This is a genomic window from Streptomyces sp. KR55 (assembly GCF_052245645.1).
Taxonomy (GTDB): domain Bacteria; phylum Actinomycetota; class Actinomycetes; order Streptomycetales; family Streptomycetaceae; genus Streptomyces; species Streptomyces flavusporus.
Window position 1 is genome coordinate 1 of record NZ_JBQQCE010000091.1, and the last position, 25,890, is coordinate 25,890.

General features: G+C 69.7%; 24 protein-coding genes, 1 tRNA gene and 1 pseudogene. 14 read left to right on the forward strand and 12 right to left on the reverse strand.

Going from position 1 to position 25,890, the window contains the following annotated elements; all coding sequences use genetic code 11:
* Positions 1–966, reverse strand: a 966-nt coding sequence (locus tag ACTWQJ_RS15775) for an aromatic amino acid lyase (RefSeq protein ID WP_443307266.1), incomplete at its 3' end; no start/stop codon positions are given.
* A 142-nt stretch (positions 967–1,108) separates the two neighbouring features.
* Between ACTWQJ_RS15775 and ACTWQJ_RS15780 the strand changes: the two genes are divergently transcribed.
* From ACTWQJ_RS15780 to ACTWQJ_RS15805, 6 genes are all read left to right on the forward strand, one after another.
* Complete coding sequence (locus ACTWQJ_RS15780; protein WP_443307267.1) at positions 1,109–2,140, forward strand: ABC transporter ATP-binding protein; 1,032 nt, start codon at positions 1,109–1,111, stop codon at positions 2,138–2,140.
* The gene (locus tag ACTWQJ_RS15785; protein ID WP_443307268.1) at positions 2,137–2,778 is read left to right on the forward strand and encodes an ABC transporter permease; all 642 of its coding nucleotides are present in this window, start codon (positions 2,137–2,139) and stop codon (positions 2,776–2,778) included. The genes ACTWQJ_RS15780 and ACTWQJ_RS15785 overlap by 4 nt, the downstream gene beginning before the upstream one ends.
* A gap of 1 nt (position 2,779) precedes the next feature.
* Complete coding sequence (locus ACTWQJ_RS15790) at positions 2,780–3,442, forward strand: ABC transporter permease (RefSeq protein ID WP_443307269.1); 663 nt, start codon at positions 2,780–2,782, stop codon at positions 3,440–3,442.
* An 11-nt stretch (positions 3,443–3,453) separates the two neighbouring features.
* Complete coding sequence (locus ACTWQJ_RS15795) at positions 3,454–4,386, forward strand: ABC transporter substrate-binding protein (protein ID WP_443307270.1); 933 nt, start codon at positions 3,454–3,456, stop codon at positions 4,384–4,386.
* Positions 4,387–5,778, forward strand: coding sequence for a purine-cytosine permease family protein (locus ACTWQJ_RS15800; protein ID WP_443307271.1), 1,392 nt, complete (start codon positions 4,387–4,389; stop codon positions 5,776–5,778).
* A 78-nt stretch (positions 5,779–5,856) separates the two neighbouring features.
* Entirely contained in the window at positions 5,857–6,282 is a 426-nt protein-coding gene (locus ACTWQJ_RS15805; protein ID WP_443307286.1) for a hypothetical protein, read from the forward strand.
* Positions 6,283–6,714: 432 nt separating this feature from the next.
* Here ACTWQJ_RS15805 and ACTWQJ_RS15810 read toward each other — a convergent pair whose 3' ends face one another.
* Positions 6,715–8,103: a cystathionine beta-synthase gene (locus tag ACTWQJ_RS15810; protein WP_443307272.1), complete on the reverse strand. Its 1,389-nt coding sequence runs from the start codon at positions 8,101–8,103 to the stop codon at positions 6,715–6,717.
* 156 nt (positions 8,104–8,259) lie between these two features.
* Here ACTWQJ_RS15810 and ACTWQJ_RS15815 point away from each other — a divergent pair, with 156 nt between their 5' ends.
* From ACTWQJ_RS15815 to ACTWQJ_RS15825, 3 genes are all read left to right on the forward strand, one after another.
* On the forward strand, positions 8,260–9,285 hold the full coding sequence (locus ACTWQJ_RS15815; RefSeq protein WP_443307273.1) for an SGNH/GDSL hydrolase family protein: 1,026 nt from the start codon (positions 8,260–8,262) through the stop codon (positions 9,283–9,285).
* 418 nt (positions 9,286–9,703) lie between these two features.
* A complete protein-coding gene (locus tag ACTWQJ_RS15820) occupies positions 9,704–10,924 on the forward strand; it encodes an acetyl-CoA C-acetyltransferase (RefSeq protein ID WP_129799878.1) in 1,221 nt (406 codons plus the stop codon).
* 270 nt (positions 10,925–11,194) lie between these two features.
* A complete protein-coding gene (locus ACTWQJ_RS15825) occupies positions 11,195–11,983 on the forward strand; it encodes a hypothetical protein (protein WP_443307274.1) in 789 nt (262 codons plus the stop codon).
* 166 nt (positions 11,984–12,149) lie between these two features.
* Here ACTWQJ_RS15825 and ACTWQJ_RS15830 read toward each other — a convergent pair whose 3' ends face one another.
* Complete coding sequence (locus tag ACTWQJ_RS15830) at positions 12,150–12,461, reverse strand: hypothetical protein (RefSeq protein WP_443307275.1); 312 nt, start codon at positions 12,459–12,461, stop codon at positions 12,150–12,152.
* Between the two features lie 103 nt (positions 12,462–12,564).
* Here ACTWQJ_RS15830 and ACTWQJ_RS15835 point away from each other — a divergent pair, with 103 nt between their 5' ends.
* On the forward strand, positions 12,565–12,792 hold the full coding sequence (locus ACTWQJ_RS15835; protein ID WP_129799881.1) for a DUF4287 domain-containing protein: 228 nt from the start codon (positions 12,565–12,567) through the stop codon (positions 12,790–12,792).
* Between the two features lie 103 nt (positions 12,793–12,895).
* Here the strand turns inward: ACTWQJ_RS15835 and ACTWQJ_RS15840 are convergent, their stop codons facing one another.
* The 4 genes from ACTWQJ_RS15840 to ACTWQJ_RS15855 all read right to left on the reverse strand — a co-directional run bounded on the left by ACTWQJ_RS15840 (position 12,896) and on the right by ACTWQJ_RS15855 (position 16,205).
* Positions 12,896–13,795 carry a Bax inhibitor-1/YccA family protein gene (locus tag ACTWQJ_RS15840; protein WP_443307276.1) on the reverse strand — a complete coding sequence of 300 codons (900 nt, stop codon included), beginning with the start codon at positions 13,793–13,795 and terminating at the stop codon, positions 12,896–12,898.
* Positions 13,796–13,998: 203 nt separating this feature from the next.
* Positions 13,999–15,174 (reverse strand): 4-hydroxybenzoate 3-monooxygenase, encoded by a 1,176-nt coding sequence (locus tag ACTWQJ_RS15845; RefSeq protein WP_443307277.1) that lies wholly within the window; start codon positions 15,172–15,174, stop codon positions 13,999–14,001.
* Positions 15,175–15,365: 191 nt separating this feature from the next.
* Positions 15,366–15,908, reverse strand: coding sequence for a DoxX family protein (locus tag ACTWQJ_RS15850; RefSeq protein ID WP_443307278.1), 543 nt, complete (start codon positions 15,906–15,908; stop codon positions 15,366–15,368).
* A gap of 214 nt (positions 15,909–16,122) precedes the next feature.
* Positions 16,123–16,205: transfer RNA gene (locus ACTWQJ_RS15855), tRNA-Leu, on the reverse strand.
* A 410-nt stretch (positions 16,206–16,615) separates the two neighbouring features.
* On the opposite strand from ACTWQJ_RS15855, the gene ACTWQJ_RS15860 reads away from it, so the two are divergent.
* Positions 16,616–17,386, forward strand: coding sequence for an ABC transporter ATP-binding protein (locus ACTWQJ_RS15860; protein ID WP_443307279.1), 771 nt, complete (start codon positions 16,616–16,618; stop codon positions 17,384–17,386).
* A 37-nt stretch (positions 17,387–17,423) separates the two neighbouring features.
* Positions 17,424–19,952 (forward strand): ABC transporter permease, encoded by a 2,529-nt coding sequence (locus tag ACTWQJ_RS15865; RefSeq protein ID WP_443307280.1) that lies wholly within the window; start codon positions 17,424–17,426, stop codon positions 19,950–19,952.
* A gap of 70 nt (positions 19,953–20,022) precedes the next feature.
* Here the strand turns inward: ACTWQJ_RS15865 and ACTWQJ_RS15870 are convergent, their stop codons facing one another.
* From ACTWQJ_RS15870 to ACTWQJ_RS15885, 4 genes are all read right to left on the reverse strand, one after another.
* Entirely contained in the window at positions 20,023–21,312 is a 1,290-nt protein-coding gene (locus ACTWQJ_RS15870; RefSeq protein WP_443307281.1) for a class I SAM-dependent methyltransferase, read from the reverse strand.
* A 109-nt stretch (positions 21,313–21,421) separates the two neighbouring features.
* On the reverse strand, positions 21,422–22,015 hold the full coding sequence (locus ACTWQJ_RS15875) for a Uma2 family endonuclease (protein WP_443307287.1): 594 nt from the start codon (positions 22,013–22,015) through the stop codon (positions 21,422–21,424).
* 127 nt (positions 22,016–22,142) lie between these two features.
* Complete coding sequence (locus tag ACTWQJ_RS15880) at positions 22,143–22,931, reverse strand: ATP-binding protein (protein WP_443307282.1); 789 nt, start codon at positions 22,929–22,931, stop codon at positions 22,143–22,145.
* Positions 22,928–23,290, reverse strand: a complete 363-nt coding sequence (locus ACTWQJ_RS15885) for a hypothetical protein (protein ID WP_443307283.1) — start codon at positions 23,288–23,290, stop codon at positions 22,928–22,930. Before ACTWQJ_RS15885 ends, ACTWQJ_RS15880 begins: the two co-directional genes overlap by 4 nt.
* Positions 23,291–23,700: 410 nt before the next feature.
* On the opposite strand from ACTWQJ_RS15885, the gene ACTWQJ_RS15890 reads away from it, so the two are divergent.
* On the forward strand, positions 23,701–24,453 hold the full coding sequence (locus tag ACTWQJ_RS15890) for a GntR family transcriptional regulator (RefSeq protein ID WP_443307284.1): 753 nt from the start codon (positions 23,701–23,703) through the stop codon (positions 24,451–24,453).
* A gap of 365 nt (positions 24,454–24,818) precedes the next feature.
* A complete protein-coding gene (locus ACTWQJ_RS15895; RefSeq protein WP_443307285.1) occupies positions 24,819–25,355 on the forward strand; it encodes a hypothetical protein in 537 nt (178 codons plus the stop codon).
* A gap of 296 nt (positions 25,356–25,651) precedes the next feature.
* Here the strand turns inward: ACTWQJ_RS15895 and ACTWQJ_RS15900 are convergent.
* Positions 25,652–25,890: pseudogene (locus tag ACTWQJ_RS15900) on the reverse strand (hypothetical protein); the annotation flags it as partial.

A 25,890-nucleotide genomic window follows, 5' to 3' on the forward strand; every position in this document is an offset into this window, starting at 1 on the left:
GTGGTATGCCGCCGTGTCCTCGGGGGAGATCAGCGGGTTCTCCGCGGCCGCGTTGACCTCCACGGCGAGGACGTCCTCCAGGGCGTCGGCGGCGTCGTGCGCCGGGCCGTGGATCTGGGGCAGGCAGCGGAAGCCGTACGGGTCCTGGATCCGGCCGAGCGGTGGGGTGGGCCGGTCGGCGGCACCGATCAGCGCCCGCATCCGCCGGGCGACCTCGGCGGAGCCGCGGTGCGGGCGGGCGGCGTGCACGGGGGCGGCGTAGGCCTCGTGGGAGCCGTCGACGGCCAGCAGGGACAGCGCGGCGACGACCTGGGTGGCGGCGAGCAGGCCGCGCAGTTCGTGCAGGGCGAGCGCGGACTGGCCGAGGGTGAGGGCGTTGCTGCTGATCAGGGCCAACGCGTCATTGTTGTCGAGGGGTTGGGGCGCGGGAGCGGCCGTTCCCCGCCAGGGTTGCTCCCCGGCGAGCGCCAGCCCGACCTGCGCGAGCGCGGCGATGTCTCCCGTCCCGACCGACCCGAACTCGTTCACCACCGGGTACGCCCCGGTCTCCAGCGCCTCGCACAGCGCGGTGACGACGGACGGCCGCAGCCCGGCACCCCCGGCCAGCAGCTGGTTGGCGCGTACGGCGAGCATCGCCCGTATCTGCCGGGCGGGCAGCTCCTCCCCGATGGCGCCGGCGTGGCTGCGCAGCAGCCTCAGGCCATGGCTGGCGGCCGCCTCGGTGGGCACGTCCTCGTTCCGGTTGGCGCCGACGCCGGTGGAGCGGCCGTAGACGCGACCGGTGGCGGCGATCCGGCGGGCGGCGTCCCAGGACTCCTCGGCGCGCTTCATCGCCTCGGTCCCCGGCACCGGCCGCGCGGCCCCGTCGGCAAGCCGCACGACATCCGCGACGCCGAGCCCACGCCCGTCGAGAACGACGAGGCCGGGGGCCGCACCCTCCGGGGCGTCCACGATCCGAGACGACATCACGCGCATACCCTCCTCAAACCGGACACCTGATCTTGCCCGCCGGTCATCCGTAACCGCGGATTAACGCCGGAGCATTGACAACCTATTCAGACACCAAGAACTCTGCATGACGTTATACAGGCCGGGCAAGGGACATCTCATGATCCAGTTCGACGCGGTCCACAAGCGCTTCCCCAACGGCACGACAGCAGTCCACGACCTCTCCCTGGCCATGCCGGAGGGCGGCGTGACCGTCCTCGTCGGATCCTCCGGTTGCGGAAAGACGACCACCCTGCGGATGATCAACCGGATGGTGGAACCGACCTCCGGCACCATCCGGGTCGGCGGCAAGGACGTCCAGCAGCAGGACGCCGCCGAACTGCGCCGGTCCATCGGGTACGTCATCCAGCAGTCGGGCCTCTTCCCACACCGCACGGTGCTCGACAACATCGCCACCGTGCCGCTGCTGCTCGGCTGGGGCCGCCGCAAGGCCCGCGCCCGGGCCGCGGAACTCCTCGAGACCGTCGGCCTCACCTCCGAGGCCGGCCGCCGCTACCCGCACCAGCTCTCCGGCGGCCAGCAGCAGCGGGTCGGCGTCGCCCGCGCCCTCGCCGCCGACCCGCCCGTTCTGCTGATGGACGAGCCGTTCGGCGCGGTCGACCCGGTGGTCCGCACCCAGCTCCAGGACGAACTGCTCCGGCTGCAGAAGGAGTTGAGCAAGACCATCGTCTTCGTCACGCACGACATCGACGAGGCCGTCCGGCTCGGCGACCGGATCGCGATCTTCCGCACCGGCGGCCACCTGGTCCAGTGCGCCGAGCCCGCCGAACTCCTCGCCCGCCCGGCCGACGACTTCGTGGCCGACTTCCTCGGCGCCGAGCGCGGCCTGAAGCTCCTCTCGCTCAGGACCCTCGCGGACGTCCCCCAGGGCCCGGCCCCCGAGGGCGGCACCTGGACCCTCGTGCTCGACGAGCGTCGCAAGCCGCTGCACTGGGCGTCGAAGGACGCCGAACTCCCCGTACGACCGCTGCAGGACACCGACTCCCTGCTGTCGGCGCTCAACGAGTCGGTCGCCTCCCCCAGCGGCCTGATCGCCCGCGTCGACACGGCCGGCGTGCTCACCGGGGTCTCCTCCCGCAACGACATCCACGAGCACGCGAACCGGGCGCACACCGAGGTCGTGGCCGCATGACCATCGACTGGTCGTGGATATCCGGCCACACCGACGACCTGACCACCCTGACGGTCTCCCACCTCCAGGCCGCCTTGTCCGCCGTTCTCTTCGGCCTGCTGATCTCGCTCCCGCTCGCGGTGGTCGCCCACCGCGTCCGCCCCCTGCGCGGCTTCCTGCTCGGCCTCTCGAACGTCCTGTTCACCATCCCGTCGATCGCGGTCTTCGTGCTCCTCCTCCCGGTCTCCGGCCTGACCCGCACCACCACGGTCATCGGCCTCACGATCTACACCCTGGTCGTCCTGCTCCGGAACACCGTTGAGGGCCTCGACTCGGTCCCCACGAAGACCAAGGAGGCGGCGAAGGCCATGGGGACGCGCCCGCTGCGCACCCTGCTCACCGTCGAGTTCCCGCTCGCCCTTCCCGTGATCATGGCGGGCGTCCGGATCGCCACGGTCATGTCGATCTCCCTCGTCTCCGTGGCGACCTACATCGGCGACGGCGGTCTCGGCCAGCTCTTCACCGACGGCTTCCAGCGCAACTTCCCGACCCCGGTGATCGTGGGCGTGGTCCTCACCCTCCTGCTGGCCGTGGTGGCGGACGCGCTGCTGGTCGCCGTCCAGTACGTACTCACCCCGTGGACGAGGCGGCGAGCCTGAGATGTACGAACTCTTCAAGAACCTCGGCGACTGGCTGACCAGCGGCGAGCAGTGGTCCGGCCCCGACGGCATCGCCACCCGCCTCGCCGAACACCTCCAGTACTCGCTCCTCGCCACCCTCATCGCCGCCGCGATCGGCCTCCCCCTGGGCCTGTTGATCGGCCATACCGGCAAAGGCGCGTTCGTCGCGATCAACCTGTCGTCCTTCGGCCGCGCGCTGCCCACCGTCGGCCTGGTCGTGCTGGTCTTCCTCGCCAGCGGCCTGTCGATGTGGCCGGTGTACGTCGCGCTGGTCGCCCTCGCGGTCCCGGCGATCGTCACCAATACCTACGCCGGAATGACCGCCGTCGACCCGGACGTGAAGGACGCGGCGCGAGGACAGGGCATGCGCGGCCACCAGGTCCTCTTCCAGGTGGAGCTCCCGCTGGCCCTCCCCCTGATCATGACGGGCCTGCGTCTCGCGCTGATCCAGGTGGTGGCCACGGCCACGATCGCCGCGTACGTCTCCTTCGGCGGCCTCGGCCGGTACGTCTTCGACGGCCTGGCCCAGCGCGACCTCGTGCAGGTGATGGGCGGCGCGGTGCTGGTCGCCGTGGTCGCCATCGCCCTGGACCTTCTGCTGAGTGCCCTCCAGCGCTTCCTCTTCAGCCACCGCACCGCTTAGGGAACCTCGCCATGAATCGTCGTACGCTCCTCGGTGGCCTGTTCGCAGCAGCCTCCGTCCCCGCTCTCTCCGCCTGCTCCAGCGGCATCACCTCCCTCGACAGCGAGGGCACGACCACCTCCGGCGGTGGCTCCAGCCAGGGCGGCCTCACCATCGGCACCGCCAACTTCACCGAGAACCAGGTGCTCGGCCACCTCTACGCGGCCGTCCTCGACGCAGCCGGAGTGAAGACGACCGTCCGCCCCAACCTCGGCACCCGCGAGATCCTCATCCCCGCCCTCAAGGGCGGCGACATCGACCTCCTCCCCGAGTACCAGGGCGCCCTGCTGCACTACGTCGACCCCAAGGCGACGGCCACGGAGGAGGGCGAGATGCAGAACGCCCTGACCATGGCCCTCCCCACCGGCCTGCAGGTCCTGCCGTACGGCATGGCCGAGGACTCCGACGCCTTCGCGGTGACCCGGGAGACGGCGGAGAAGTACGGCCTGACCTCCCTCGCGGACCTGAAGAAGCAGAACGGCAAGCTGGTCATCGGCGCGGCGCCGGAGGTCAAGACGCGGCAGGTGGGTGTGGTCGGCCTGAAGGAGGTCTACGGCGTCGAGTTCAAGGAGTTCAAGTCGCTCGACTCGTCCGGTCCGCTGGTCAAGGGCGCTCTGAAGAAGGGCGACGTCGACGTGGCCAACCTCTTCACCACGGACACCGACATCCGGTCGGAGGGCTGGGTGGTGCTGACGGACCCCAAGAACCTGATCCCCGGCCAGCACGTCGTCCCGCTGATCGCCGACCGCAAGGCCGACTCCACGGTCCGCAAGGCGCTCGCCGGCCTCGGCAACGTCCTGACCACGGCGGACCTCACGGAACTCAACCGCCAGGTCGACAAGGACAAGAAGGACCCGGAGGACGTGGCGAACGCGTACGCGAAGCAGCAGGGGCTGGTGAACTAGGTGGCAGGCCTGGTCGAACTCCGTTCCATCGACGTCGTTCCGGACGACGAGCGCCACGGCACCGCGTTCTCGCAGTTCACGCTCTGGCTCGGCGCCAACCTTCAGATCACGGCCGTCGTCACCGGCGCCCTCGCGGTCGTCTTCGGCGGCGACGTCGTCTGGTCGATCATCGGCCTGCTGCTCGGCAACCTGCTCGGCGGCGCGGTCATGGCCCTGCACTCGGCACAGGGCCCGAAGCTGGGCCTGCCCCAGATGATCCAGTCACGGGCCCAGTTCGGCGTACGCGGTGCGGTGGTCCCGCTCCTGCTCGTGATCGTCATGTACGTCGGCTTCTTCGCCAGCGGCAGCGTGCTCGCCGGGCAGGCGGTCGGCGAGCTGACCCACACGAACGACACGACCGGCATCGTCGTGTTCGCGCTGGTCACGGCGATCACGGCGGCGGTCGGCTACCGGGTCATCCACACCCTCGGCCGGGTGGCGAGCGTGATCTGCGCGCTGGCCTTCGTCTACCTCGGCATCCGCCTGCTGGACCGCGCCGACCTCGGCACGCTGCTGCAGGACGCCCACTTCTCGCTCCCCGTGTTCCTGCTGGCGGTGTCTCTGTCTGCGTCCTGGCAACTGGCGTTCGGCCCGTACGTGGCCGACTACTCCCGCTACCTCCCCCGTACGACGTCCGCGAAGGCCACCTTCTGGTGGACCCTGTCCGGCTCGGCGCTGGGCTCGCAGTGGTCGATGACCTTCGGCGTGCTGGTTGCGGCGACGGCGGGCGAGGAGTTCCTGGCGAGCCAGGTCGGCTACGTCGTCGCGCTCGGCGGCACGGGCCTGGTGGCGTCCTTCATCTACTTCGTGATCGCGCTCGGCAAGCTGACCGTCAACGTGCTCAACACCTACGGCGGCTTCATGTCGATGGTGACGAGCGTGAGCGGCTTCCGGGGCCAACGGGTTCTCTCGCGGCGCGGGCGGACGGCGTACATCGCGCTGATCATGGTGGCGGGCACGGCGGTCGCGCTGCTCGGCAAGGACAGCTTCCTGACGGCGTTCAAGGACTTCCTGCTGTTCCTGCTGACCTTCTTCACCCCGTGGTCGGCGATCAATCTGGTCGACTACTACCTGATCTCCAAGGAGCAGTACGACATCCCGGCCCTCTCCGATCCGGGCGGCCGCTACGGGGCGTGGCGCTGGGACGCGCTCGTGGTGTACGGGGTCGGGCTGCTGGCGCAGCTGCCGTTCCTGGTCACGCACTTCTACACCGGCCCGCTGGTCGGCCTGCTCGGCGGTGCGGACGTGTCCTGGATCGTGGGCCTCGTCGTACCCGCCCTGCTGTACTGGCTCCTCGCACGCCGCACCACGGCGCACACCCCGGAGCGGACGACGGACGCGCTGGCGGCCTGACGTCCCGAGGGCGAACAGGGGGGCTAACCCCAGTGCGGCCGTCCGCCTGCGCTCCCTACCGTGGACGGCATGAGCGGAATGGACGCGCGGGACGCCGAGCTGAAGAAGGAACTCAACGCCACCCTGCAGGCCCGCAGGGAACTGGGCGAGGAGTACGAGTCCGCGCTGGTCGACTCGTTCCTGGAGAAGGTCGACCAGCGCATCGACGGCGCCGTCGAGCGCCGGGTGCGCCGACAGCTGGCCGAGCAGCAGATGGTGGTGGCCCGGGACTCCCGGTCACCGAAGCCGACGGACTCCTGGGGCGAGCGCTTCGGCTTCGGCATCGTCTCGCTGGTCCTGGCGGTCCCGCTCTCCGCAATCGGCGGCGGCGTGGCCCAGCTTCCCGGCCTCCTCGTCGCCTGGGCAGGCATCGTGGGCGTCAACGCCTTCCAGGCGGGCCGCGTCAATCCGGGCCTGTTCCGCGGGCGCGGCAAGTCGAATCAGGACAGCGACTGGGAAGACTGAGCGCTCTTCCAGCGAAGACGACCGCAACCATCAATTGAGGAACCACGACGGCGAGCACCAGGTCCGCGAAAGCGGCGCCGGCTTAGGCGCACAAGGACGTGTGCGCGGGGACCGCCGCACCCCCGTTGACGGGGGGCGGGACGACGGCGGTCCCCGCGAGGGACGCGGGCCGGGTCAGGGCCGGGCTTGCGCGTCCGTGGCGTCCATGGAGGTCCGGGAGCCGCTCCGGAGGTCCTTGGCGCCGTTCGGTGCCGGCCGGGGCGGGGAGCCGCTCCCGCCCTGCCGACACCCACTAATGTGCCGGACCCGTGTTAAGCGGGTGCTGCGCGGACGTGACACGCTCGTACCACTTCCGAGAAGACCAACAAACACGCACGTTGCCGCAAGTTCGCCGCCGGCACGGTCCGTTCACCGCAGGTTCGCCGTCCGGCCCTACTTCGCGCTCTTGGCGAGGAAGGCCAGCAGGTCCTGCCGGCTGACCACACCGGTCGGCTTGCCCTCGACCAGCACGATCGCCGCGTCGGCCTCGCCGAGCACGGACATCAGGTCCCCGACCGGCTCGCCGGAGCCGACCTGCGGCAGCGGCGGCGACATGTGCTTCTCCAGCGGGTCCTCCAGTGAGGCGCTCTTGGTGAACAGCGCATCGAGCAGCTCCCGTTCGACGACCGAGCCGACGACCTCGGCGGCCATCACGTCCGGGTGCCCGGCGCCCGGCTTCACGATCGGCATCTGCGAGACGCCGTACTCGCGCAGCACCTCGATGGCCTGGCCGACCGTCTCGTCCGGGTGCATGTGGACGAGGGAGGGGATGGCGCCGCCCTCCTTGTCGTTGAGCACGTCACCGACGCGCGCGCTCGGGCCCTCGCCCTCGAGGAAGCCGTAGTCGGCCATCCACTCGTCGTTGAAGATCTTGCTCAGGTATCCGCGCCCGCTGTCCGGCAGCAGCACCACCACGACGTCGTCCGGCCCGAGCCGCTCGGCCACCCGCAGCGCGGCCACGACGGCCATGCCGCACGACCCGCCGACCAGCAGCCCCTCCTCCCTGGCCAGCCGCCGGGTCATCTGGAAGGAGTCCTTGTCGGACACGGCGACGATCTCGTCGGCGACCGTACGGTCGTAGGCCGTCGGCCAGAAGTCCTCACCGACGCCCTCGACGAGATACGGCCGCCCGGAGCCGCCGGAGTACACCGAACCCTCGGGGTCGGCGCCGATGACCTTGACCCGCCCGTCACTGGCTTCCTTCAGGTACCGACCGGTCCCGGAGATGGTGCCACCAGTGCCGACACCGGCCACGAAGTACGTGATCCGTCCCTCGGTCTGCTCCCACAGCTCGGGGCCGGTGGAGTGATAGTGCGAGAGGGGGTTGTTCGGGTTGGAGTACTGGTCGGGCTTCCAGGCACCCGGCGTCTCGCGCACCAGCCGGTCGGAGACGTTGTAGTAGGAGTCCGGATGCTCGGGCGCGACGGCCGTCGGGCAGACGACCACCTCGGCCCCGTACGCCCGCAGCACGTTGATCTTGTCCGTGGACACCTTGTCGGGGCACACGAAGATGCACTTGTACCCCTTCTGCTGAGCCACGATGGCGAGCCCGACGCCCGTGTTCCCACTGGTCGGCTCCACGATCGTGCCGCCGGGCTTGAGCTCCCCGCTCTGCTCGGCCGCCTCGATCATGCGCAGGGCGATGCGGTCCTTCACGGAACCGCCCGGGTTGAAGTACTCCACCTTGGCCAGGACGGTCGCCCGGATCCCCTTGGTGACGTTGTTGAGCCTCACCAGCGGGGTGTTGCCGACGAGGCTGATCATCGAGTCGTGGAACTGCACCGTTGTCTCCGGATGCTGCAGAAGAGGTGGTCGTGGTAGTGCCGCCAGCCTATGGCCTGCCACCTGCGACCGGCGTTCACTCGCCGTTGAGATTGGCGGGCGGTCGCTTCGGGGCAAGCAAGTGGTTGAACGGGTATGAGGAGGTGTCGGCGACGTATGACGAGGATGTCGAGGGCGAGAGTGGCCCGGCGCATCGCGGCCGGTGCGGCGTACGGCGGCGGCGGTATCGGCCTGGCCGGTGCCGCGGTCGTCGGTCTGGTGCTGGCCGAGGTCCGGCTGGCCAGGCGCCATGTGGGCAACGGCACGGAGCCGCATGTGCCGAACGCGGACGGGCTGTACGGCCGTACGTACGACACCCAGGGCGATCCACCCCTCCGCCTCACCATCCTCGGCGATTCCACCGCCGCGGGCCAGGGCGTGCACCGGGTCGGCCAGACCCCGGGCGCACTGCTCGCCTCCGGCCTGGCCGCCGTCGCGGAACGCCCCGTACGGCTGCGCAACGTCGCCCTGCCCGGCGCCCGGTCGGACGACCTGGACCGCCAGGTGACGCTGGCCCTGTCCGACCCGGCCCTGGTCCCCGACGTCTGCGTGATCATGATCGGCGCGAACGACGTCACCAACCGCATGCCGCCGACCGAATCGGTGCGTCATCTCTCGGCGGCGGTACGCCGGCTGCGCACGGCCGGCGCGGAGGTGGTGGTCGGCACCTGTCCCGACCTGGGCACCATCGAGCCGGTGCAGCAACCGTTGCGCTGGCTGGCCCGACGGGCATCACGCCAGCTGGCGGCCGCCCAGACGATCGGAGTCGTCGAACAGGGCGGCCGCACCGTGTCGCTGGGCGACCTGCTGGGCCCCGAGTTCGCCGCCAACCCGCGCGAACTCTTCGGCCCCGACAACTACCACCCCTCGGCCGAGGGCTACGCCACCGCCGCGATGGCGGTCCTCCCCACCCTCTGCGCGACGCTGGGCCTCTGGCCGGCGGAAGAGGAGCGCCCCGACGTCACCCGCCACGAGGGCTACCTCCCCGTCGCCCGCGCCGCCGCCGAGGCCGCCTCGGAGGCCGGCACGGAAGTCACGGCAGCCATGCCGACGGGCCCACGGGGGCCGTGGGCCCTGCTGAAGCGCCGCCGACGTCGCCGGGTTTCGGAAACGGATCCGGCGCCGGTGCACACGTCGAGCTGACTTCGCCCCCGCCGCCCCTACCCGTCCCATCCTGGAGGCTGCCGCCCCAGGCCCCCCACCCCGGCCGACAGAAATCCAGCCCCTCCGGCGTTTGAGGAGCGGGGGTTCAGGGGGCAGAGCCCTCTGGCGGGGTCGCAGGGGGCGGAGCCCTCTGGCGGGGTCGCAGGGGGCGGAGCCCTCTGGCGGGGTCGCAGGGGGCGGAGCCCCTGGAGGATGGGACGGGTAGGGGCGGCGGGAGCGAGAAAAGCAAGCGCTTAGAAAACTGCGGCCAGGGTCACACACCCACACGCGTGACCCAGACCATACGTACGGGTAACTTCCCAATCAGCCCAGCCAACCCGTACGTACTCCCACCCGTCGCCCGACCACCACCCCTCAACGAGGCGCTACGCGCCGTCCCTTCTTGTTTGGAGCCGTGATGCCCGAAGCCGTGATCGTCTCTGCCGCCCGCTCCCCCATCGGCCGCGCCTTCAAGGGCTCCCTCAAGGACCTGCGCCCCGACGACCTCACCGCCACGATCATCCAGGCCGCCCTCGCCAAGGTCCCCGAGCTGGACCCGAAGGACATCGACGACCTGATGCTCGGCTGTGGCCTCCCCGGCGGCGAGCAGGGCAACAACCTCGGCCGTGTCGTCGCCGTACAGATGGGGATGGACCACCTCCCCGGCTGCACGATCACCCGGTACTGCTCGTCGTCCCTCCAGACCAGCCGCATGGCCCTGCACGCCATCAAGGCCGGCGAGGGCGACGTCTTCATCTCGGCCGGCGTCGAGACGGTCTCCCGCTTCGCCAAGGGCAACTCCGACAGCCTGCCCGACACCCGCAACCCGCTGTTCGCCGAGGCCGAGGCCCGCACCGCCGCGGTCGCCGAGCAGGAGGGCACCACCTGGCACGACCCGCGCGAGGACGGCCTGATCCCCGACCCGTACATCGCGATGGGCCAGACCGCCGAGAACCTGGCCCGCTCCTGGGGCGTGAGCCGCCAGGAGATGGACGAGTTCGGCGTCCGTTCGCAGAACCTCGCCGAGGAAGCCATCAAGAACGGCTTCTGGGAGCGCGAGATCACCCCGGTCACCCTCCCCGACGGCACCGTGATCAGCAAGGACGACGGCCCGCGTCCCGGCGTCACCCTGGAGGGCGTCGCGGGCCTCAAGCCCGTCTTCCGCCCCGACGGCCTGGTCACCGCCGGCAACTGCTGCCCCCTGAACGACGGCGCCGCGGCCCTGATCATCATGTCCGACACGAAGGCGCGCGAGCTGGGCCTCACCCCCCTCGCCCGCATCGTCTCCACCGGCGTCTCGGGCCTGTCCCCCGAAATCATGGGCTACGGCCCGGTCGAGGCGTCCAAGCAGGCCCTGGCCCGCGCCGGCCTGACCATCGACGACATCGACCTGGTCGAGATCAACGAGGCGTTCGCCGCCCAGGTGATCCCCTCCTACCGCGACCTGAACATCCCGCTGGAGAAGCTGAACGTCAACGGCGGCGCCATCGCCGTCGGCCACCCCTTCGGCATGACCGGCGCCCGCATCACCGGCACGCTCATCAACTCCCTCCAGTGGCACGACAAGCAGTTCGGCCTGGAGACGATGTGCGTCGGCGGCGGCCAGGGCATGGCGATGGTCATCGAGCGCCTCAGCTGACCCCTGGGTAGCCGCACCGGCACCCACCGTCACCCACCGGCCCAGAACCTCGCCACCACCAGGGTTCTGGGCCGGTTTGTGACCCAATCTCCCCCAGGATGTGACCTATCTCCCTCGCAGCAGGGATCACCGCAGGTCAGCACATCCCCACGAGAAACGTCAGACAGAATTCCCTGTCCGTTTCGTGACGTTACGCACTGACAGCTGGTTAGTTCACCCATCAAGCTGATGTAGGAAGTCGGGGGTCGACCTTGAACCGGGAGTACGTCAGTGAGCCCCATGCCGATCGCCTTGCTGGTCACCACGGCCGCCACGGGCGCCGTGGGCGTCGCCGTCCTGCGCACCCTCATGCAGCTGCGCCGCCAGGTTGCGAACCTGCACGCCGAGCTCGCTGAGGGCCGCGCCGCCGTGCGCACCCTCGTGCCCGCCGCCCGCACGGCCGCCGATGCCGACGAGATACGCGCGGCCGTGGCCGAGGCGCTGGCCGAGGAGCGGGAGCGGGAGCTGGCCGAGGCACGCGCCTTCTGGGCCGCCCAGGAGGCGCGTGACGTCTCCGACGCACCGTCGCTGCTGGGCTTGGCGGACAGCGACCTCTTCCTTCCGCGACAGGCCGATTTCGCGGCCCTGGAGCCGCTGGAGCCGGTGTCCGAGCCGAGCCCCGAGGTCGACGAGTTCGCCGGAGAGTCCCCGGAGCTGGCCGCGGCCCGCCGCCGCCACCCCTCTCACCCGGACTTCACGCCGACCGCCTCACCGGTCGTGAACGACCATGAGCGCACGGTCGAAACCCTCGAGGAACTGGCCGCCTCCCGCGTCGAACTGACCGACGTCCGCCCCGGCCCGATGGGCACCCTCGACGTCTACGTCTTCGCCAACGGCACGACCCTGTGCATGACCCCCGGCCACCGCGAAACCGCCGAACGCCTGGCCACCGCCCTCCGCTCCGGCGAATCCCCGTACCTCCTGGGCGGCTCGGGCATCTCAGGCGCCTACACCCTGACGTTCGCGTGCGGCGAGGAGAACGTCTACATCCTGGCGGACAGGGTCATAGCGTCCTTCTGACTGGGGACGCCGGGTGACTGGGGACGCCGGGCACGGAAGCGCCCCTGTAGGGGCGCGGGGCTGTGTCGATATGCGGCTCCTCCCCCACTCTCGGCTTCGCTCGAGCGGGGGGGACCCCCACCGTGGGCGCGACAAGCCACACGTAACCCGCGCCCGCCGGCGAGCCTCACACCCCCGCCCGCTTCTGCGCCTCCCCCACCACCCGCACCGCCTCCTCCACCTCGGCCTCACTCGTCAACACAACGGCCAAGTCCCGCCCCGCAACGGTGATCTGATCCGCGGCCGCGAACATCCCCGCGTCCGGCATCTCCCGAGGCTCCACCCCGGGCGCCTCCAACTCCTGCGCCCACCGGGCCAACGCCCGGGCCAGCGCCAGCGCCTCCGCGGCAGCGCCCCGTTGCAGCCGACTCTGCGGCGCCGCCCTCAACCGATCAGCAAATTGGTCCACCGCACTGATCAGACGCGTCGTATCCACCACGCCGCGAGACTACGCGCAGCTCCCGCACTGTTGCCAACGGGCGAACGCTCAGGCACGGTGACCTGAAGGACCGGCTTACACCCGATTGCGTCCGGAGGCGCCGATGTCCCAAGTCTTCTCCGAGGAGACCCATCGCAATCTGCTCGCTCGTATCCCCCACTGCACCGGTCGTGAAGTCGCCGACTGGCTGCGCACCGTCGAAGAAGGCCCCGCTCTCCGGTTCGAGGAGAAGGTCAGCTGGCTGCGCCACGAGCACAATCTCGCGTACGGCCACGCCAAGGCGATCATTCACGAGTACGACCTGAGGAGGGCCGCGCGCAAACTGCTCTGAGCGCGCACCACCGTCAACACACCGGACACGACGAAGGGCCCCGGGAGGGGAACCCGGGGCCCTTTCACACTCACGCGCTCATCAGCGGAGCGCGCCGCGTCGATCAGTCGTCGCCGCTGAAGATGGCGACCAGCCGCAGCATCTCGACGTAGATCCACACCAGGGTCATGGTCAGGCCGAACGCGGCCAGCCAGGCCTCCTTGCGGGGCGCGCCGTAGGCGATGCCGTCCTCGATCTGCTTGAAGTCGAGGGTCAGGAAGAACGCGCCGAGCACGATCGCGATGATGCCGACGATCGCACCGAGCGGGCCCATGCTGCGCAGTCCGCCGTCCTCGGCGACGCCGAACGCGACAAGCAGCAGGTTGACCGCCATGACCAGGACGAAGGCGATGGCGATGGCCATGCCGATGCGGGCGTAGCGCGCGGTGACGCGGATCCAGCCTGCCTTGTAGATGAGCAGCGTCGCGGCCGAGACCGCCATGGTGCCGAGCACGGCCTGGAAGGGCGCGCCGGACCACTGGCTGTTGTACATCTCGCTGATTACGCCGAGGAAGACGCCCTCGAAGGCGGCGTACGACAGGATCAGTGCGGGCGAGGCGGTGCGCTTGAACGACTGGATCATCGCCAGGACGAAGGCGATGAGCGCGGCACCGATCGCCAGGCCGAAGCTGCTGGACGACACCGGCAGCACGGCCCAGGCGAGCACGGCACCGACGACGACCGTGCCCAGCGTCATCGCCGAGCGCATGACTACGTCGTCCATCGTCATCCGGTCGGTGGTGACCGGTGCCTGCGGCGGCGCGCCGTACTGAAGGTCCTGCTGGGCGTAAGGGTTCTGGGCGTAAGGGTTCTGGGCGTAGGGGTTGCCGGCGCTGGGCTGCGCGTACGGGTTGCCCTGCGTGCCCACAGCTGCGCCCCCGGCCTGCGGCGCGGTGTTGAAGCCCGCGTAGCCGTTGTCGCGGCTGAACCCCCGTCGCGAGAAGACCGGGTTGCTGCTCCTCATTTCACTCCTCCATGGCCACCCTGCGTAGCCTTGGCTCAAGAGTAATGGACAGGCAAAGGAATGACCCTAGTGCTTGGGGAGGATCTTTCCCTCCTCGTGCTGGCCAACACGCTAGCCGGGTCCGTGATTCCCGGCAGCTGAGGGCCTCATTCATGACGAACTCGGAACATGGCCGGAACCGGCCGGTGATCACCGGCCGGTGATCAGTCGTGGGGGAAGCCCGTGTACGCCTCGGCGAGGTCGGTCTCGGCGGCGCGGGACGAGGTGATCCGCGCCAGCCGGGCGAGCTGCAGCCGCTCCTCGAAGGGCGTGGCGTCGGGTGCGCGGTGCAGGAGCGTCGTCATGTCGTAGCTGAACCGCTCGGCCTGCCAGACCCGGTGCAGACAGGTCTCCGAGTAGGCGTCCAGCAGCTCGGCGGATCCCGTGTCCTTCTCGTACGTCAGGGCCCGCGCGAAGGTGACGACGTCCCCGACGGCCAGGTTGAGCCCCTTGGCGCCGGTCGGCGGCACGATGTGCGCGGCGTCGCCGGCGAGGAAGAGGCGGCCGTGCCGCATCGGCTCGTGGACGAAGGAACGCATCGGCGTGACCGACTTCTGGGTGATGGGCCCGCGGTCCAGGCGCCAGCCGTCGGCGGTCTCGAAGCGCCGTTCCAGCTCCGCCCAGATCTCGTCGTCGCTCCAGTCCTCGGCGTCGGTCCCTTCGGGCACCTGGAGGTAGAGGCGGGAGACGGACAGGGAGCGCATGGACAGCAGGGCGAAGCCGCGGTCGTGGCGGGCGTAGACGAGCTCGTCGTGCGAGGGCGGTACGTCGGCGAGGACGCCGAGCCACCCGAACGGGTACGTCCGTTCGAAGACCCGGGACAGGGCGGCCGGCACCGCTGTGCGGGAGACACCCCAGAACCCGTCGCAGCCGACCACGTAGTCGCACTCGAGGACGTCCTCGCGCCCCTCGTACCGGAAGCGCACGCACGGCCGCTCGCTCTCGGCGCCCTCGACGGCGAGCGCCTCCGCCTCGAACAACAACGGCCCGCCCTCCTTGAGCTGAAGAGTGATGAGGTCCTTGCAGACCTCGGTCTGGGCGTAGACCATCACGGAGCGCCCGGCGGTCAGGGCGGGGAAGTCGATGCGGTGACGGCGGCGGTCGAAGCGCAGCTCGATGCCGTCGTGCCGCAGCCCCTCCCGGTCCATGCGCTCCGCGGCCCCGGCCGCACGCAGTACGTCCACCGTTCCCTGCTCCAGGATCCCGGCCCGCTGCCGCCGCTCGACGTACGCACGGTCCCGGCTCTCCAGGACGACCGATTCGATACCGGCGTTGTGGAGCAGCCGCGCGAGGAGCAGGCCGGCGGGGCCGGCTCCGATGATGCCGACGGTGGTGCGCATCGGGCGTTCCCTTCGGGTGGGCGTCTTTGCCGCGTCGTTCAGCCATGGACGGTTGTTCGTGTAGTGAAAATTACTTCACCAATTTTCGTCATGAGTTTCCGCCCCCCTCCGCCGAGTGTCAACGGCCCCGCACTGAAGTCCCCAAATAACAGGGGGCTGCACTCCCCGACAGAAGCGGCAGGGCGCGAAAGCTACAGCGCCAGGATGACGACTCCCCCGACCACGCCGAGGACCAGCGCGAACGCCGCGGGCAGCCACCCACCGTCCCGCCAGGGGAAGAGCGCATCGAGCGACAGACGCCCCGGACCCACCGCAGCGATGGTGAGCGCGGCGACGGCAAAGGTCATGGGGTAGGCGAAGGCCGGGCCCTCGGCGGACCACAGCGTCACGTCGGGCGCGACCGCCATCGCGTTGATCATGACCCCGACCGCGGCCGCCGCGGCGAGCGGGGTCAGCAGGCCGACGGCGAGCCCCAGCCCGCCGAGGACTTCGGAGACGCCCGCCAGGCCGGCGAAGAAGACACCGGGCTCGTAGCCGAGATCGGCGAAGCCCTTGCCCGTGGCGTCCAGGCCCGGCCCGCCGAACCAGCCGAACAGCTTCTGGGCTCCGTGGCCGGCCAGGATCACGCCCACTGCCAGCCGCAGCAGGAGTATGCCGACATCGGCGGCGCTCACCACGCGCGGCGCGGGGCGGGCACTGGTGTCGGCGGAGGTATGCATACCGGGCATGTTCATGGTCGGCTCCCTCCCGTGGGATGCCGGGCGGCGAACGGTGTCGACGCCTCGGGGGGAGCGCGCCGGCCCACACCACCCTCACCACCGATACTCCCCGCTCACCGCCCCGGGTGCAGCCCGACCGGCGTCCGATCATGGGGGATCAGGGGGGATCATGGGGGATCAGGGGGGAGGGACAGCGGGGGCTCTCGCCCGGACGTCGTGCAGGCGGAAGTGCCCGGAACCGGACTTGAACCGGTACGCCCGCAAGGGGCAGCGAGGTTTAAGCTCGCCGTGTCTGCATTCCACCATCCGGGCAGGCCATGGGCTCCGCATCGAGGTTCCGAGCCTATCGGGACGCTTCCCCCGAACAGCGGAAGCACGGACCGATGTTGTCTTATTTTATTGACGTCTGAGGGTGCATCAGCACTGGGTAAGCGCCGTCAGCACTTGCCAATAGCCTTGCGTGCGACGCTCGGCCGTGCATGCGGAATGACGGAATTTCACCGCCCGAACGAGGGGGATCCACCCGTTCTCGACAAGGCCTTCGCACTGGGCTCGACGCGGCGTCCCCTCGGGGTCGTCCGTCATCCCCAGGTATGACACCGGCACCCACGGTCCGCCCGCAGTCTGCCTTCGGAACCGGAACAGCGGGTGACTACAGGGCGCCGTACGGCCGAGACGATGGATCGCATCCCCACACCGTCGTCCGACAGGAGCACCTTTCCGTGACCACCACACCCGTCGCCGACCGGGCCACCGCCGTGGCCGCACGCGCCACGGATCTCTCGAAGATCTACGGACAGGGCGAGACCCAGGTGGTCGCCCTGGACCAGGTCTCCGTCGACTTCCGGCAGGCCGAGTTCACCGCGATCATGGGCCCCTCCGGGTCCGGCAAGTCCACGCTGATGCACTGCGTGGCCGGACTGGACTCCTTCTCCTCCGGTTCGGTGCGCATCGGCGACACCGAGCTGGGCTCCCTGAAGGACAAGCAGCTCACCAAGCTGCGCCGCGACAAGATCGGCTTCATCTTCCAGGCGTTCAACCTGCTGCCGACACTGACCGCCCTGGAGAACATCACCCTCCCGATGGACATCGCGGGCCGCAAGCCGGACAAGCAGTGGCTCGACACCGTCATCGGGATGGTGGGCCTCGCCGACCGGCTGGGTCACCGCCCGTCCCAGCTCTCCGGCGGCCAGCAGCAGCGCGTCGCCGTCGCCCGCGCCCTCGCGTCCCGGCCCGAGATCATCTTCGGCGACGAGCCCACCGGAAACCTCGACTCCCGTTCCGGTGCCGAGGTGCTGGGCTTCCTGCGCAACTCCGTACGGGAGCTGGGGCAGACGGTGGTGATGGTCACCCATGACCCGGTGGCCGCGGCGTACGCGGACCGGGTGGTGTTCCTGGCGGACGGCCGGATCGTGGACGAGGTGTACGGGCCGAGCGCCGACTCGGTCCTGGACCGCATGAAGCAGTTCGACGCCAAGGGCCGCACGAGCTGACGTCCCCTCACCCACCCACTCAGGACTGAGACTTCCCATGTTCCGCACCGCCCTGCGCAACGTACTCGCGCACAAGGCCCGGCTCCTGATGACCGTGCTCGCCGTGATGCTCGGCGTGTCCTTCGTGTCGGGGACGCTGGTCTTCACCAACACCATCTCGGACGCGCTGCAGAAGAGCTCCGCCAAGGGCTTCGACCAGGTCGACGTCGCCGTGACGGCCGAGGGCCGGGAGGACACCGGCGACACGATCGGCAGGACGCCCGAACTGACCCAGGCCCTCCTCGACGACGCCGCGAAGGTGCCGGGGGCCGCCACCGCCACCGGCGTCGTGAGCGGCTTCACCGCCATCGCCGACAAGGACGGCAAGCTCATCGGCGGCGGCTTCCAGTCGCAGGGCGGCAACTACTGGGGTGACAAGGACCCCCGGTACCCGCTGAAGTCCGGCGCCGCCCCGCACGGCAAGGACGAGGTCGCCATCGACTCGGAGACCGCGCGGCGCGCCGGTTACCAGGTGGGCGACAGCCTGCGCCTCTCGGTCGACGGCCCGGTGCTGACCCCGAAGATCACCGGCATCTTCACCACCGACAACGGCAATGTCGCCGCCGGCGGCAGCCTGGCCCTCTTCGACACCGCCACCGCACAGCAGCTGTTCGGCAAGACGGGCACGTACGACGAGATCGACGTGACGGCGAAGGCGGGCGTCACCCAGGCCGCGCTGAAGGCCGAACTCGACAGGGCGCTGCCGAAGGACGTCGTCGAGACCACCACCGGCCGGCAACTCGCCGACGACCAGGCGGAGATGATCGCCTCGTCGATGAGCGGGCTGAAGCAGGGCCTGCTGGTGTTCGCCGGTATCGCCCTGTTCGTCGGCACGTTCATCATCGCCAACACCTTCACCATGCTGGTCGCCCAGCGCACCAAGGAGCTGGCGCTGCTGCGCGCGGTCGGTGCCTCGCGCAAGCAGGTCACCCGGTCGGTGCTGATCGAGGCGTTCGTGGTGGGCGCGGTCGCCGCCGTGACCGGCCTGATCGCGGGCGTCGGCATCGGCGCCGGACTGCGCTCCCTGATGGGCGCCCTCGACGCCACGGTCCCCGACGGGCCGCTGGTGATCTCCCCCGGCACGATCGGCACCGCTCTCGCGGTCGGCATCCTCGTCACCATGCTGGCGGCGTGGCTGCCGGGCCGACGGGCGGCCAAGATCCCGCCGGTCGCGGCGATGAGCAGCGTGCACGCCCAGGCGACCGTGAAGTCGCTGGTGCTGCGCAACACGATCGGCGCCCTGTTCTCCGCGGCCGGCGTCGCCGTGATCCTCGCGGCGACGACGATGAACGGCTCGGACGGCCAGGCCCCGATGGGAATGGGCGCGGTGCTGCTGATCATCGGCGTGTTCATCCTGACCCCGCTGCTGTCCCGCCCGCTGATCGCGGCCGCGGCTCCGGTACTGCGGATCTTCGGGATGTCGGGCAAGCTGGCCCGCCAGAACTCGGTGCGCAACCCGCGCCGTACCGCCGCCACCGCCTCCGCGCTGATGATCGGCCTCACCCTGATCACCGGCATGACGGTGATGGCGGGCAGCCTGCAGAAGTCGATCGACAAGATGGCCTCGTCGGCGCTCCGCGCGGACTACGTCGTCTCCATGGCGAACGGCAACACCCTCTCCCCCGACGTCGACCGGAAGCTGAAGGCCACCGACGGCGTCACCGCCACCAGCCCGCTGCGCAACGCGCCCTCGCGCATCGACGGCGAGACCGAGTACCTCACCGGCGTCACCGGCGGCACGATCGGCGAGCTGACCGACCTCAAGGTCGACGACGGCAGCTTCAGGGTCGGCGGCACGGACGTCGTCGTGGACGACGACACCGCCACGTCGCACGGCTGGAAGGCCGGCTCGACCTTCACCGCCTCGTTCGAGGACGGCAAGAAGCAGCAGCTGACGGTGGCCGGGGTCTACGAGGGCAACGAGATGATCCGCGGCATCATGCTCGACAACGCGACCCTCACCCCACATGTGGCGGAGCCGACCGACATGCAGGTCATGGTCAAGACCTCCGACGGCCCGTCCGGCGCGACGAAGGACCGGCTGGAGGAGGCCCTCGGCTCCAACCCGGCCATCAAGGTCCAGGACAAGAAGGACATCTCCAACGAGATCGCCCAGATGTTCACGCTGATGCTGAACATGCTGTACGGCCTGCTCGCCATGGCGGTGATCGTCGCGGTCCTGGGTGTCATCAACACCCTGGCCATGTCGGTCTTCGAACGCTCGCAGGAGATCGGCATGCTCCGCGCGATCGGCCTGGACCGCAAGGGCATCAAGCGGATGGTCCGCCTGGAGTCCCTGGTCATCTCCCTGTTCGGCGGTGTGCTCGGCATCGGCCTGGGCGTGTTCTTCGGCTGGGCGGCCGGTGAACTGCTGGCGTCGACGATGGCGACGTACGAATTGGTCCTGCCGTGGACCCGGATGGCCGTCTTCCTGCTCCTCGCGGCCACGGTCGGAGTCCTGGCGGCCCTGTGGCCGGCCCGCCGCGCGGCCCGCCTGAACATGCTCAGCGCGATCAAGTCCGAGTAGGCGGTCGAGGATCCGGTACGACGCTGAGGGCCCCGCTTCCTCCGGGAGGCGGGGCCCTTGGGGCCTGTCCTCAGGCGTTCCAGGTGCGCGCCCGCAGCGGCATCCCGGAGGCGCCGGACTCGGGCGTTCTGACCGCCAGTACCTGGTTGACGCCGATGCGGTTGCGTTCGAAGGACAGCGCGGACGCCGCCATGTACAGCTGCCAGACGCGGGCGCGACCGGGGCTGGTCAGCTTCACCGCGCGCGTCCAGTCGGCCTCCAGGTTGGCGACCCAGCGGCGCAGGGTGAGGGCGTAGTGCTCCCGGATCGACTCGACGTCCCGTACCTCGAAGCCGGCCCGCTCCAGCTGGGTGACGGTGCTGCCGATGGGCTGGAGCTCGCCGTCCGGGAACACGTAGGAGTCGATGAACTCGTCCACGTGGTAGGTCGACTCCTCGCGCTGCGGGCGGCGGGCGATCTGGTGGTTGAGCAGCCGGCCGCCCGGCTTGAGGAGACGGTGCAGGACGTCGGCGTACTCCAGATAGCGCTGGGCGCCGACGTGCTCGGCCATGCCGATGGACGAGATCGCGTCGTACGGCCCGTCGCCGACGTCCCGGTAGTCCTGCACCCGGATCTCGACCATGTCGGTGAGCCCCTCGTCGGCGACGCGCTTACGGGCGTACGCCGCCTGCTCCTGCGACAGCGTGATGCCGACGACGCTCACGCCGTGCTCGCGGGCGGCGTGGATGGCCATGGAGCCCCAGCCGCAGCCGACGTCGAGAAGCCGCTGATCCGGCTTCAGGGCGAGCTTCCTGCAGATGAGTTCGAGCTTGTCGCGCTGGGCGTCCTCGAGAGTACCGGCGTCCTCCCAATAGGCGCACGAGTAGACCATGGACGGGCCCAGCACGAGCTCGTAGAAGTCGTTGCCGACGTCGTAGTGGTGGCTGATGGCCCGCCTGTCGCTGCGCCGGGTGTGCAGATGACGGCGTCTGCGGACCTCCTCCCGGGGTGGCGCGGGCGGCAACGCGGGCCCGGCCAGCCGCACCAGGCCACGGACGGCGGCGCGCACCTCGGGTTCGCGCAACGCCTCAGCGAGACCGCGGGCGTCCTCACCGCGCTCCCAGATCAGCCCGGCGAGCAGGTCGAGGGCGGCGTACAGATCACCGTCCACATCGACGTCCCCGGCGACCCAGGCACGGGCGAGTCCGAGTTCGCCCGGTTTCCACAACAGCCGGCGCAGGGCCCGCCGGTTGCGTACGACGAGCACCGGCGCGCCCGGTGGGCCCGCCTGCGTACCGTCCCAGGCGCGGATGCGCACCGGGATCGGAGTTCCCAGCACCTGTTCGAGCAGCCCCTTCAGCCGCGGCGCGGCGTCAGCCATGGCGCACACCTCCGTGACGGTGATTCCACACCACGTAAACACCTGCGGGACGTGGCCGCAGTCCCCCATGCGCGTTACGTCTGTGCAAAACCCGCTCAGGGGGCGATGGTCAGAGTTCCCTGAGAGCGTCCAGGGTGACGTCGATGTCGATGTCGTACGGCGCACTGAGCTTGAGCAGGTCGCGGTGAGTGCCGGTCAGGTCGTAGGTCTTGGACATGGGGTCGAGTTCATAGGTACGGACCACGGGATGCTTGTTCGCACCACCCAGCTCGACGAGCCAGTAGTGCGGGATGCCCGCGGCGGCGTACTTGTGGGGCTTGGTGTCGCGATCACGGGCTTCGGAGTCCGGGGAAACGACCTCGACGGCGAGCAGGACGTCGGCGGCCTGGAAGCGAGTCTGTTCCAGGTCGTCGACGACGGACTCGGCGCGAACGACGGAGAGGTCGGGCTCGGGGCCGTTGCGGCGGTCGAGGACGACGGTCATCTCGCGCTCGACCTTCAGTTCCTTCGGGACCGTCCGACGCAGGCCGTTCAGCAGCAGTTCGATCATCTTGGCGTGAAAACGGCGCCGCGGACTCACGAAAACCAGGCTCACGTCGATCAGCTCGGTGTGCGGCGGGAGGTCGGGCAACGTGAACAGGTCGTCCACGGTGTATCCGTCCCGGGGCGGCACCGGCCAGCGACAGCCGGGCTCGGCGGTCATGAGTCCTCCCATGGGCGGGATTCTCGGCCTGCCCGTCCACGGTAGCCGCCGGAATGGATGATCGTCATCACAAAGAGTGACGTCAGGACTCTTCGGTCTCCAGGCCAGGCCCACGTCCTTGGCACGGTCATCCGGCAGCCTCCGCACCAGCGACGACGACATCGGCCCAGACGGTCAGCCCACTACCCGCCCGCCGCGTACCCCACCGGTCGGCCAGTGCGTCGGTGATCAGCAGTCCGCGGCCGTGCTCCTGCTCCAGGACTGGCAGCCTTGCCGTGCCCAGGGACGGCGTCGGCGAGTACCCCTTGCCCTCGTCGGTGACGCTGATGGTGACCATCCGGGAAGTGAGAGCACAGGTGACCGTGATGGTGTCGCTGTCGGTGTGCTCCAAAGCATTGGCGACGAGCTCTCCGGTGATCGTTTCCAGATCGTCCGTCGTACCGGCTGGCAGACCCCACGACCGGGCCGTCTCGCGTACGTAGCGCCGGGCGGCGCTTGCGGAGGTGAGGTCGCGACCGTGGAGTGTGAGCAGACCGAATGCGCGGGGTTCGGTGGGGCTGTGTGCCAGGGCGTCGTGGAGGACAGTCGGCGAAGACGCGGGGGCCGGCCAGCCCCCTCGGGCCCGCCGATCCCTGGAGAGCCGGGCACCCCGCGATACGGCGATGAGCAACACGTCCTGGAGCGCATCCGCCAACTGATCGGCGAGACCGGCGAATTCCGCGCCACCTGGGCCACGCCCACGAAGCACCTCACGCGCGCGCCCCAGCAGCCTCTCCGCGAGCCCGAGCTGCACGTCCTCGATCCGGTCGGCAAGCCGGGAGGCGGGGCCGCCACCGCCGTCTGTGAGTAACAGGCAGGGCTGACCGTGTGCGCCGGTCCAGGGCAGGAGTCGTACGCGGTCCGCTTCCTCCCTCATGACGCCGCTCCCAGTGCGGCGTGGATGTCACGGGTGTCGAGGTCGACGCCGTACGTGGCGCACCAGAGGATGTCGCGACGCAGGCGCTGGATCCGGGCCTGCTCCTCCCGCTCATGGGCGGCGAGATAGGGGCGGACGAGGGCGTTGTCGGTGCCGTCGAGGGGCTCGAACCAGGGGCGGACGGTGGGGGCGGTCGGGGAACGGAACAGCCCGGTACCTGCCCCCGCCGTGACCGCAGATTCGGACTCCGCAGTCCGTCTCGGCGGGAGGCCGAGCCCAGGCAGCGCCGCGTGGCCTCTTCCACGCGGGCTGCGGAAGCATCGAATGCGCCCCAGAACACGAACGATTACACCAAGCATGAGATCAACTCCCCTTTGCAGAACCCTTGTTGAGACCACCGTCTTGCCCAGCAACGTCAATGTCCGCCCAGATGTAAGCCCCCAACGCCGTCACGTCGTGGCCATACCGGTCGGCGTCAGCGAGAGCCGTCAAGAGCGCGTGGCGACAGGAGTCCGTGAGCCGCACGGGAAGCGCGACCCTCACACGGATCCGATCAGCCAGCTCTTCAATGCACGCCGCGTGCCCCATCAAGGCGGCGAGTTCGGCAGCCAGCGCTGCCGCTCGCGACTTCGCAGAGCACACGAAGAAGCCCCCCGTGACGAGATAAGCACTGAGAGTATTTCTACTCCAGTAGCTTCTACCTGATGCAGTAGCTTGTCAATGTCGTTGGAAGAACCCGTCTTACGGCAGAGGAACCGGAGATCCGCTCATGCCCCGAGAGTCGCCGTACCTCGAAGTAGCCGACTCTCTGCGCGCCAGGATCCTCGCGGGAGAGTGGGAGGTCGGAGCGCGCCTGCCGTCCCGGGCTCAGCTCGCCAAGGAGTACGGCGTCGGCCGCAACGTCACCCAGCGAGCCATGGACCGGCTGATCATCGAGGGGCTCCTGGAAGGGCGAGCCGGGTCGGGGACGTACGTCAGGAAACCGCGTGAGCGTATGCGGATGGTCCGCTCGCGGCACCGCGAACGCCGAGGCGGCTCCCCCTTCCGCGCCGATATGAAGGAGCAGGGCAAGGCCGGCACCTGGGAGTCACACAGCCAGGCTCGCGTCCCCGCCCCGGAAGCCATCGCCGAGCGGCTGGCCATCGCCCCCGGGGACCTCTGCGTGACCACGCGATACGAATTCCTCGCCGACGGACACCCCGTCCAACTCTCGGAATCCTGGGAACCGATGGCCATCACGGACGGAACGCCGATCGTGCTGCCCGAGATGGGGCCACTCGCCGGGATGGGAGTGGTCGAGCGTATGCGCTCGATCGGCGTGGAGATCGAAACGGCGGTCGAGGTACCGCGTCCGGCCCGTGCCACTCAGGCCCAGGCGAATCTGCTGGGTATCAGCCTGGGTGATCTGGTCCTGGAGATCGAGCGGACCTATTACGACACCGACGGACGCCCTGTGGAGACGGCGGACATCGTCGTACCGGACGTTCGCTGGGAAGTGGCCTACGAGTTCGGGGTCGAATAGCCATAGCTGTCGGCGCACAGCAGTAGGCCGCCCGCACTCCGCAAGGAACTGCCAGGCTACGGCCCAGTTCAAAGCACCAGCGTCGGTTGAGTACGGCTACTCATGCCCGACTCGCAGCGCGCGCCGCACGATGCTGGACATGACACTGCGACACAACCGCCGCGAATGGCGCCGGAAGATCCTCCTTGCATCGGTTGCGGGGTCACGTCCATGGACGTGGTGTACGGCGGCTGCCCAAGGAGAGGTAAAGCCGCAGGTGTTACACATCTCCCGGATGCGTAACACCTCCAGCCGGTACACCACCTGCGTGGACAAGGCCGGTTGCGGGACTGACCTTCGCCGGGCTGGTGGGGTGCGTACGGCTCATGGAGGGGGAGCCGTATCCCGTCGCGGATCCGGCCGTCACGGCCTCGCGGCTGGACGACCACACCCAGGCGGTATACGACGCGCTCGACCTGCCGGACGCCGAACTGGACACCGACTGGCCCGGAAACGGCTCGGAGGCCGACGGCTACGGCTGCTACTACCGAGGGTTGAGTCACCTGTCCGAGCAGCTGAGCGACTCCCCGCCGAGCGTGCCGGGCGTGGTCAACGTGAAGAATAAATGGGCGCTTAAGCGCGTGTCTCACACTCAGGCGGTGTCCGCGCTGCAGCGGGCACGCAAGGAACCGACGCGGCGAGGCTGGGAAGTCACCGCGTATGAGAACTCCCGCCACTGGCTTCGCCTCAGCCTGAAGCCCTCGGACACCGACGACGCCGTTTCCATCGTGGCGTACCCCCGCGATCGTCTCCAGGTCACCGCGTATGCCGACTGCGCCCGCTATCCCCAGGGCACACCCCTGAACGACCTGGACCAGCCGGACCTTCCGCCCCAAGTGGCACCAGTACAGCTGCGTGAGTAACAAGCAGGGTGAGGGCCTGAAGACCTGTTGTCCCGGGCAGGTTGGACCAGCAGCGTGCCGTCGACAAACCAACACAGCACGAGCACCACCAGCAAGGCGTCGTCACCGGCCGCCGACTTCCACGAGGCGAACGCGGTTCCTGTCAGCACGAGGAGCACCGCCGCGACGACCGCGACCAGCTCCCGCAGGTACCGCCGCTACGGAGAGATGCGGCGGAAAGCCAGTCAGAGGCGGCAGGCGGCGGCCGTGAATACACCGGATACGTGCGGCCTCTCCCGCGGAAAGGACCGGTGTCGTCATGCCCTCGGCCTCACCGACCCGCCCGGCCGAGTTCCTGAACGCTCCCGCTCAGGCCAGTGCTCGAACGTCATTCCGGCGAAGAGTCCGGCGTGACGGAAGGCGGTGGCGGAGGTGGGGGTGGAGGCGGGTAGGTCGGCCGGGGCGGGATCCGGGGCCCGGACGGGGTCGGCGGTGGAGGCGGCTGGGATTCCAGGGACCGCCGGGGGCGCGGTGGCGGCTGCCGGGGCGTCAGCAG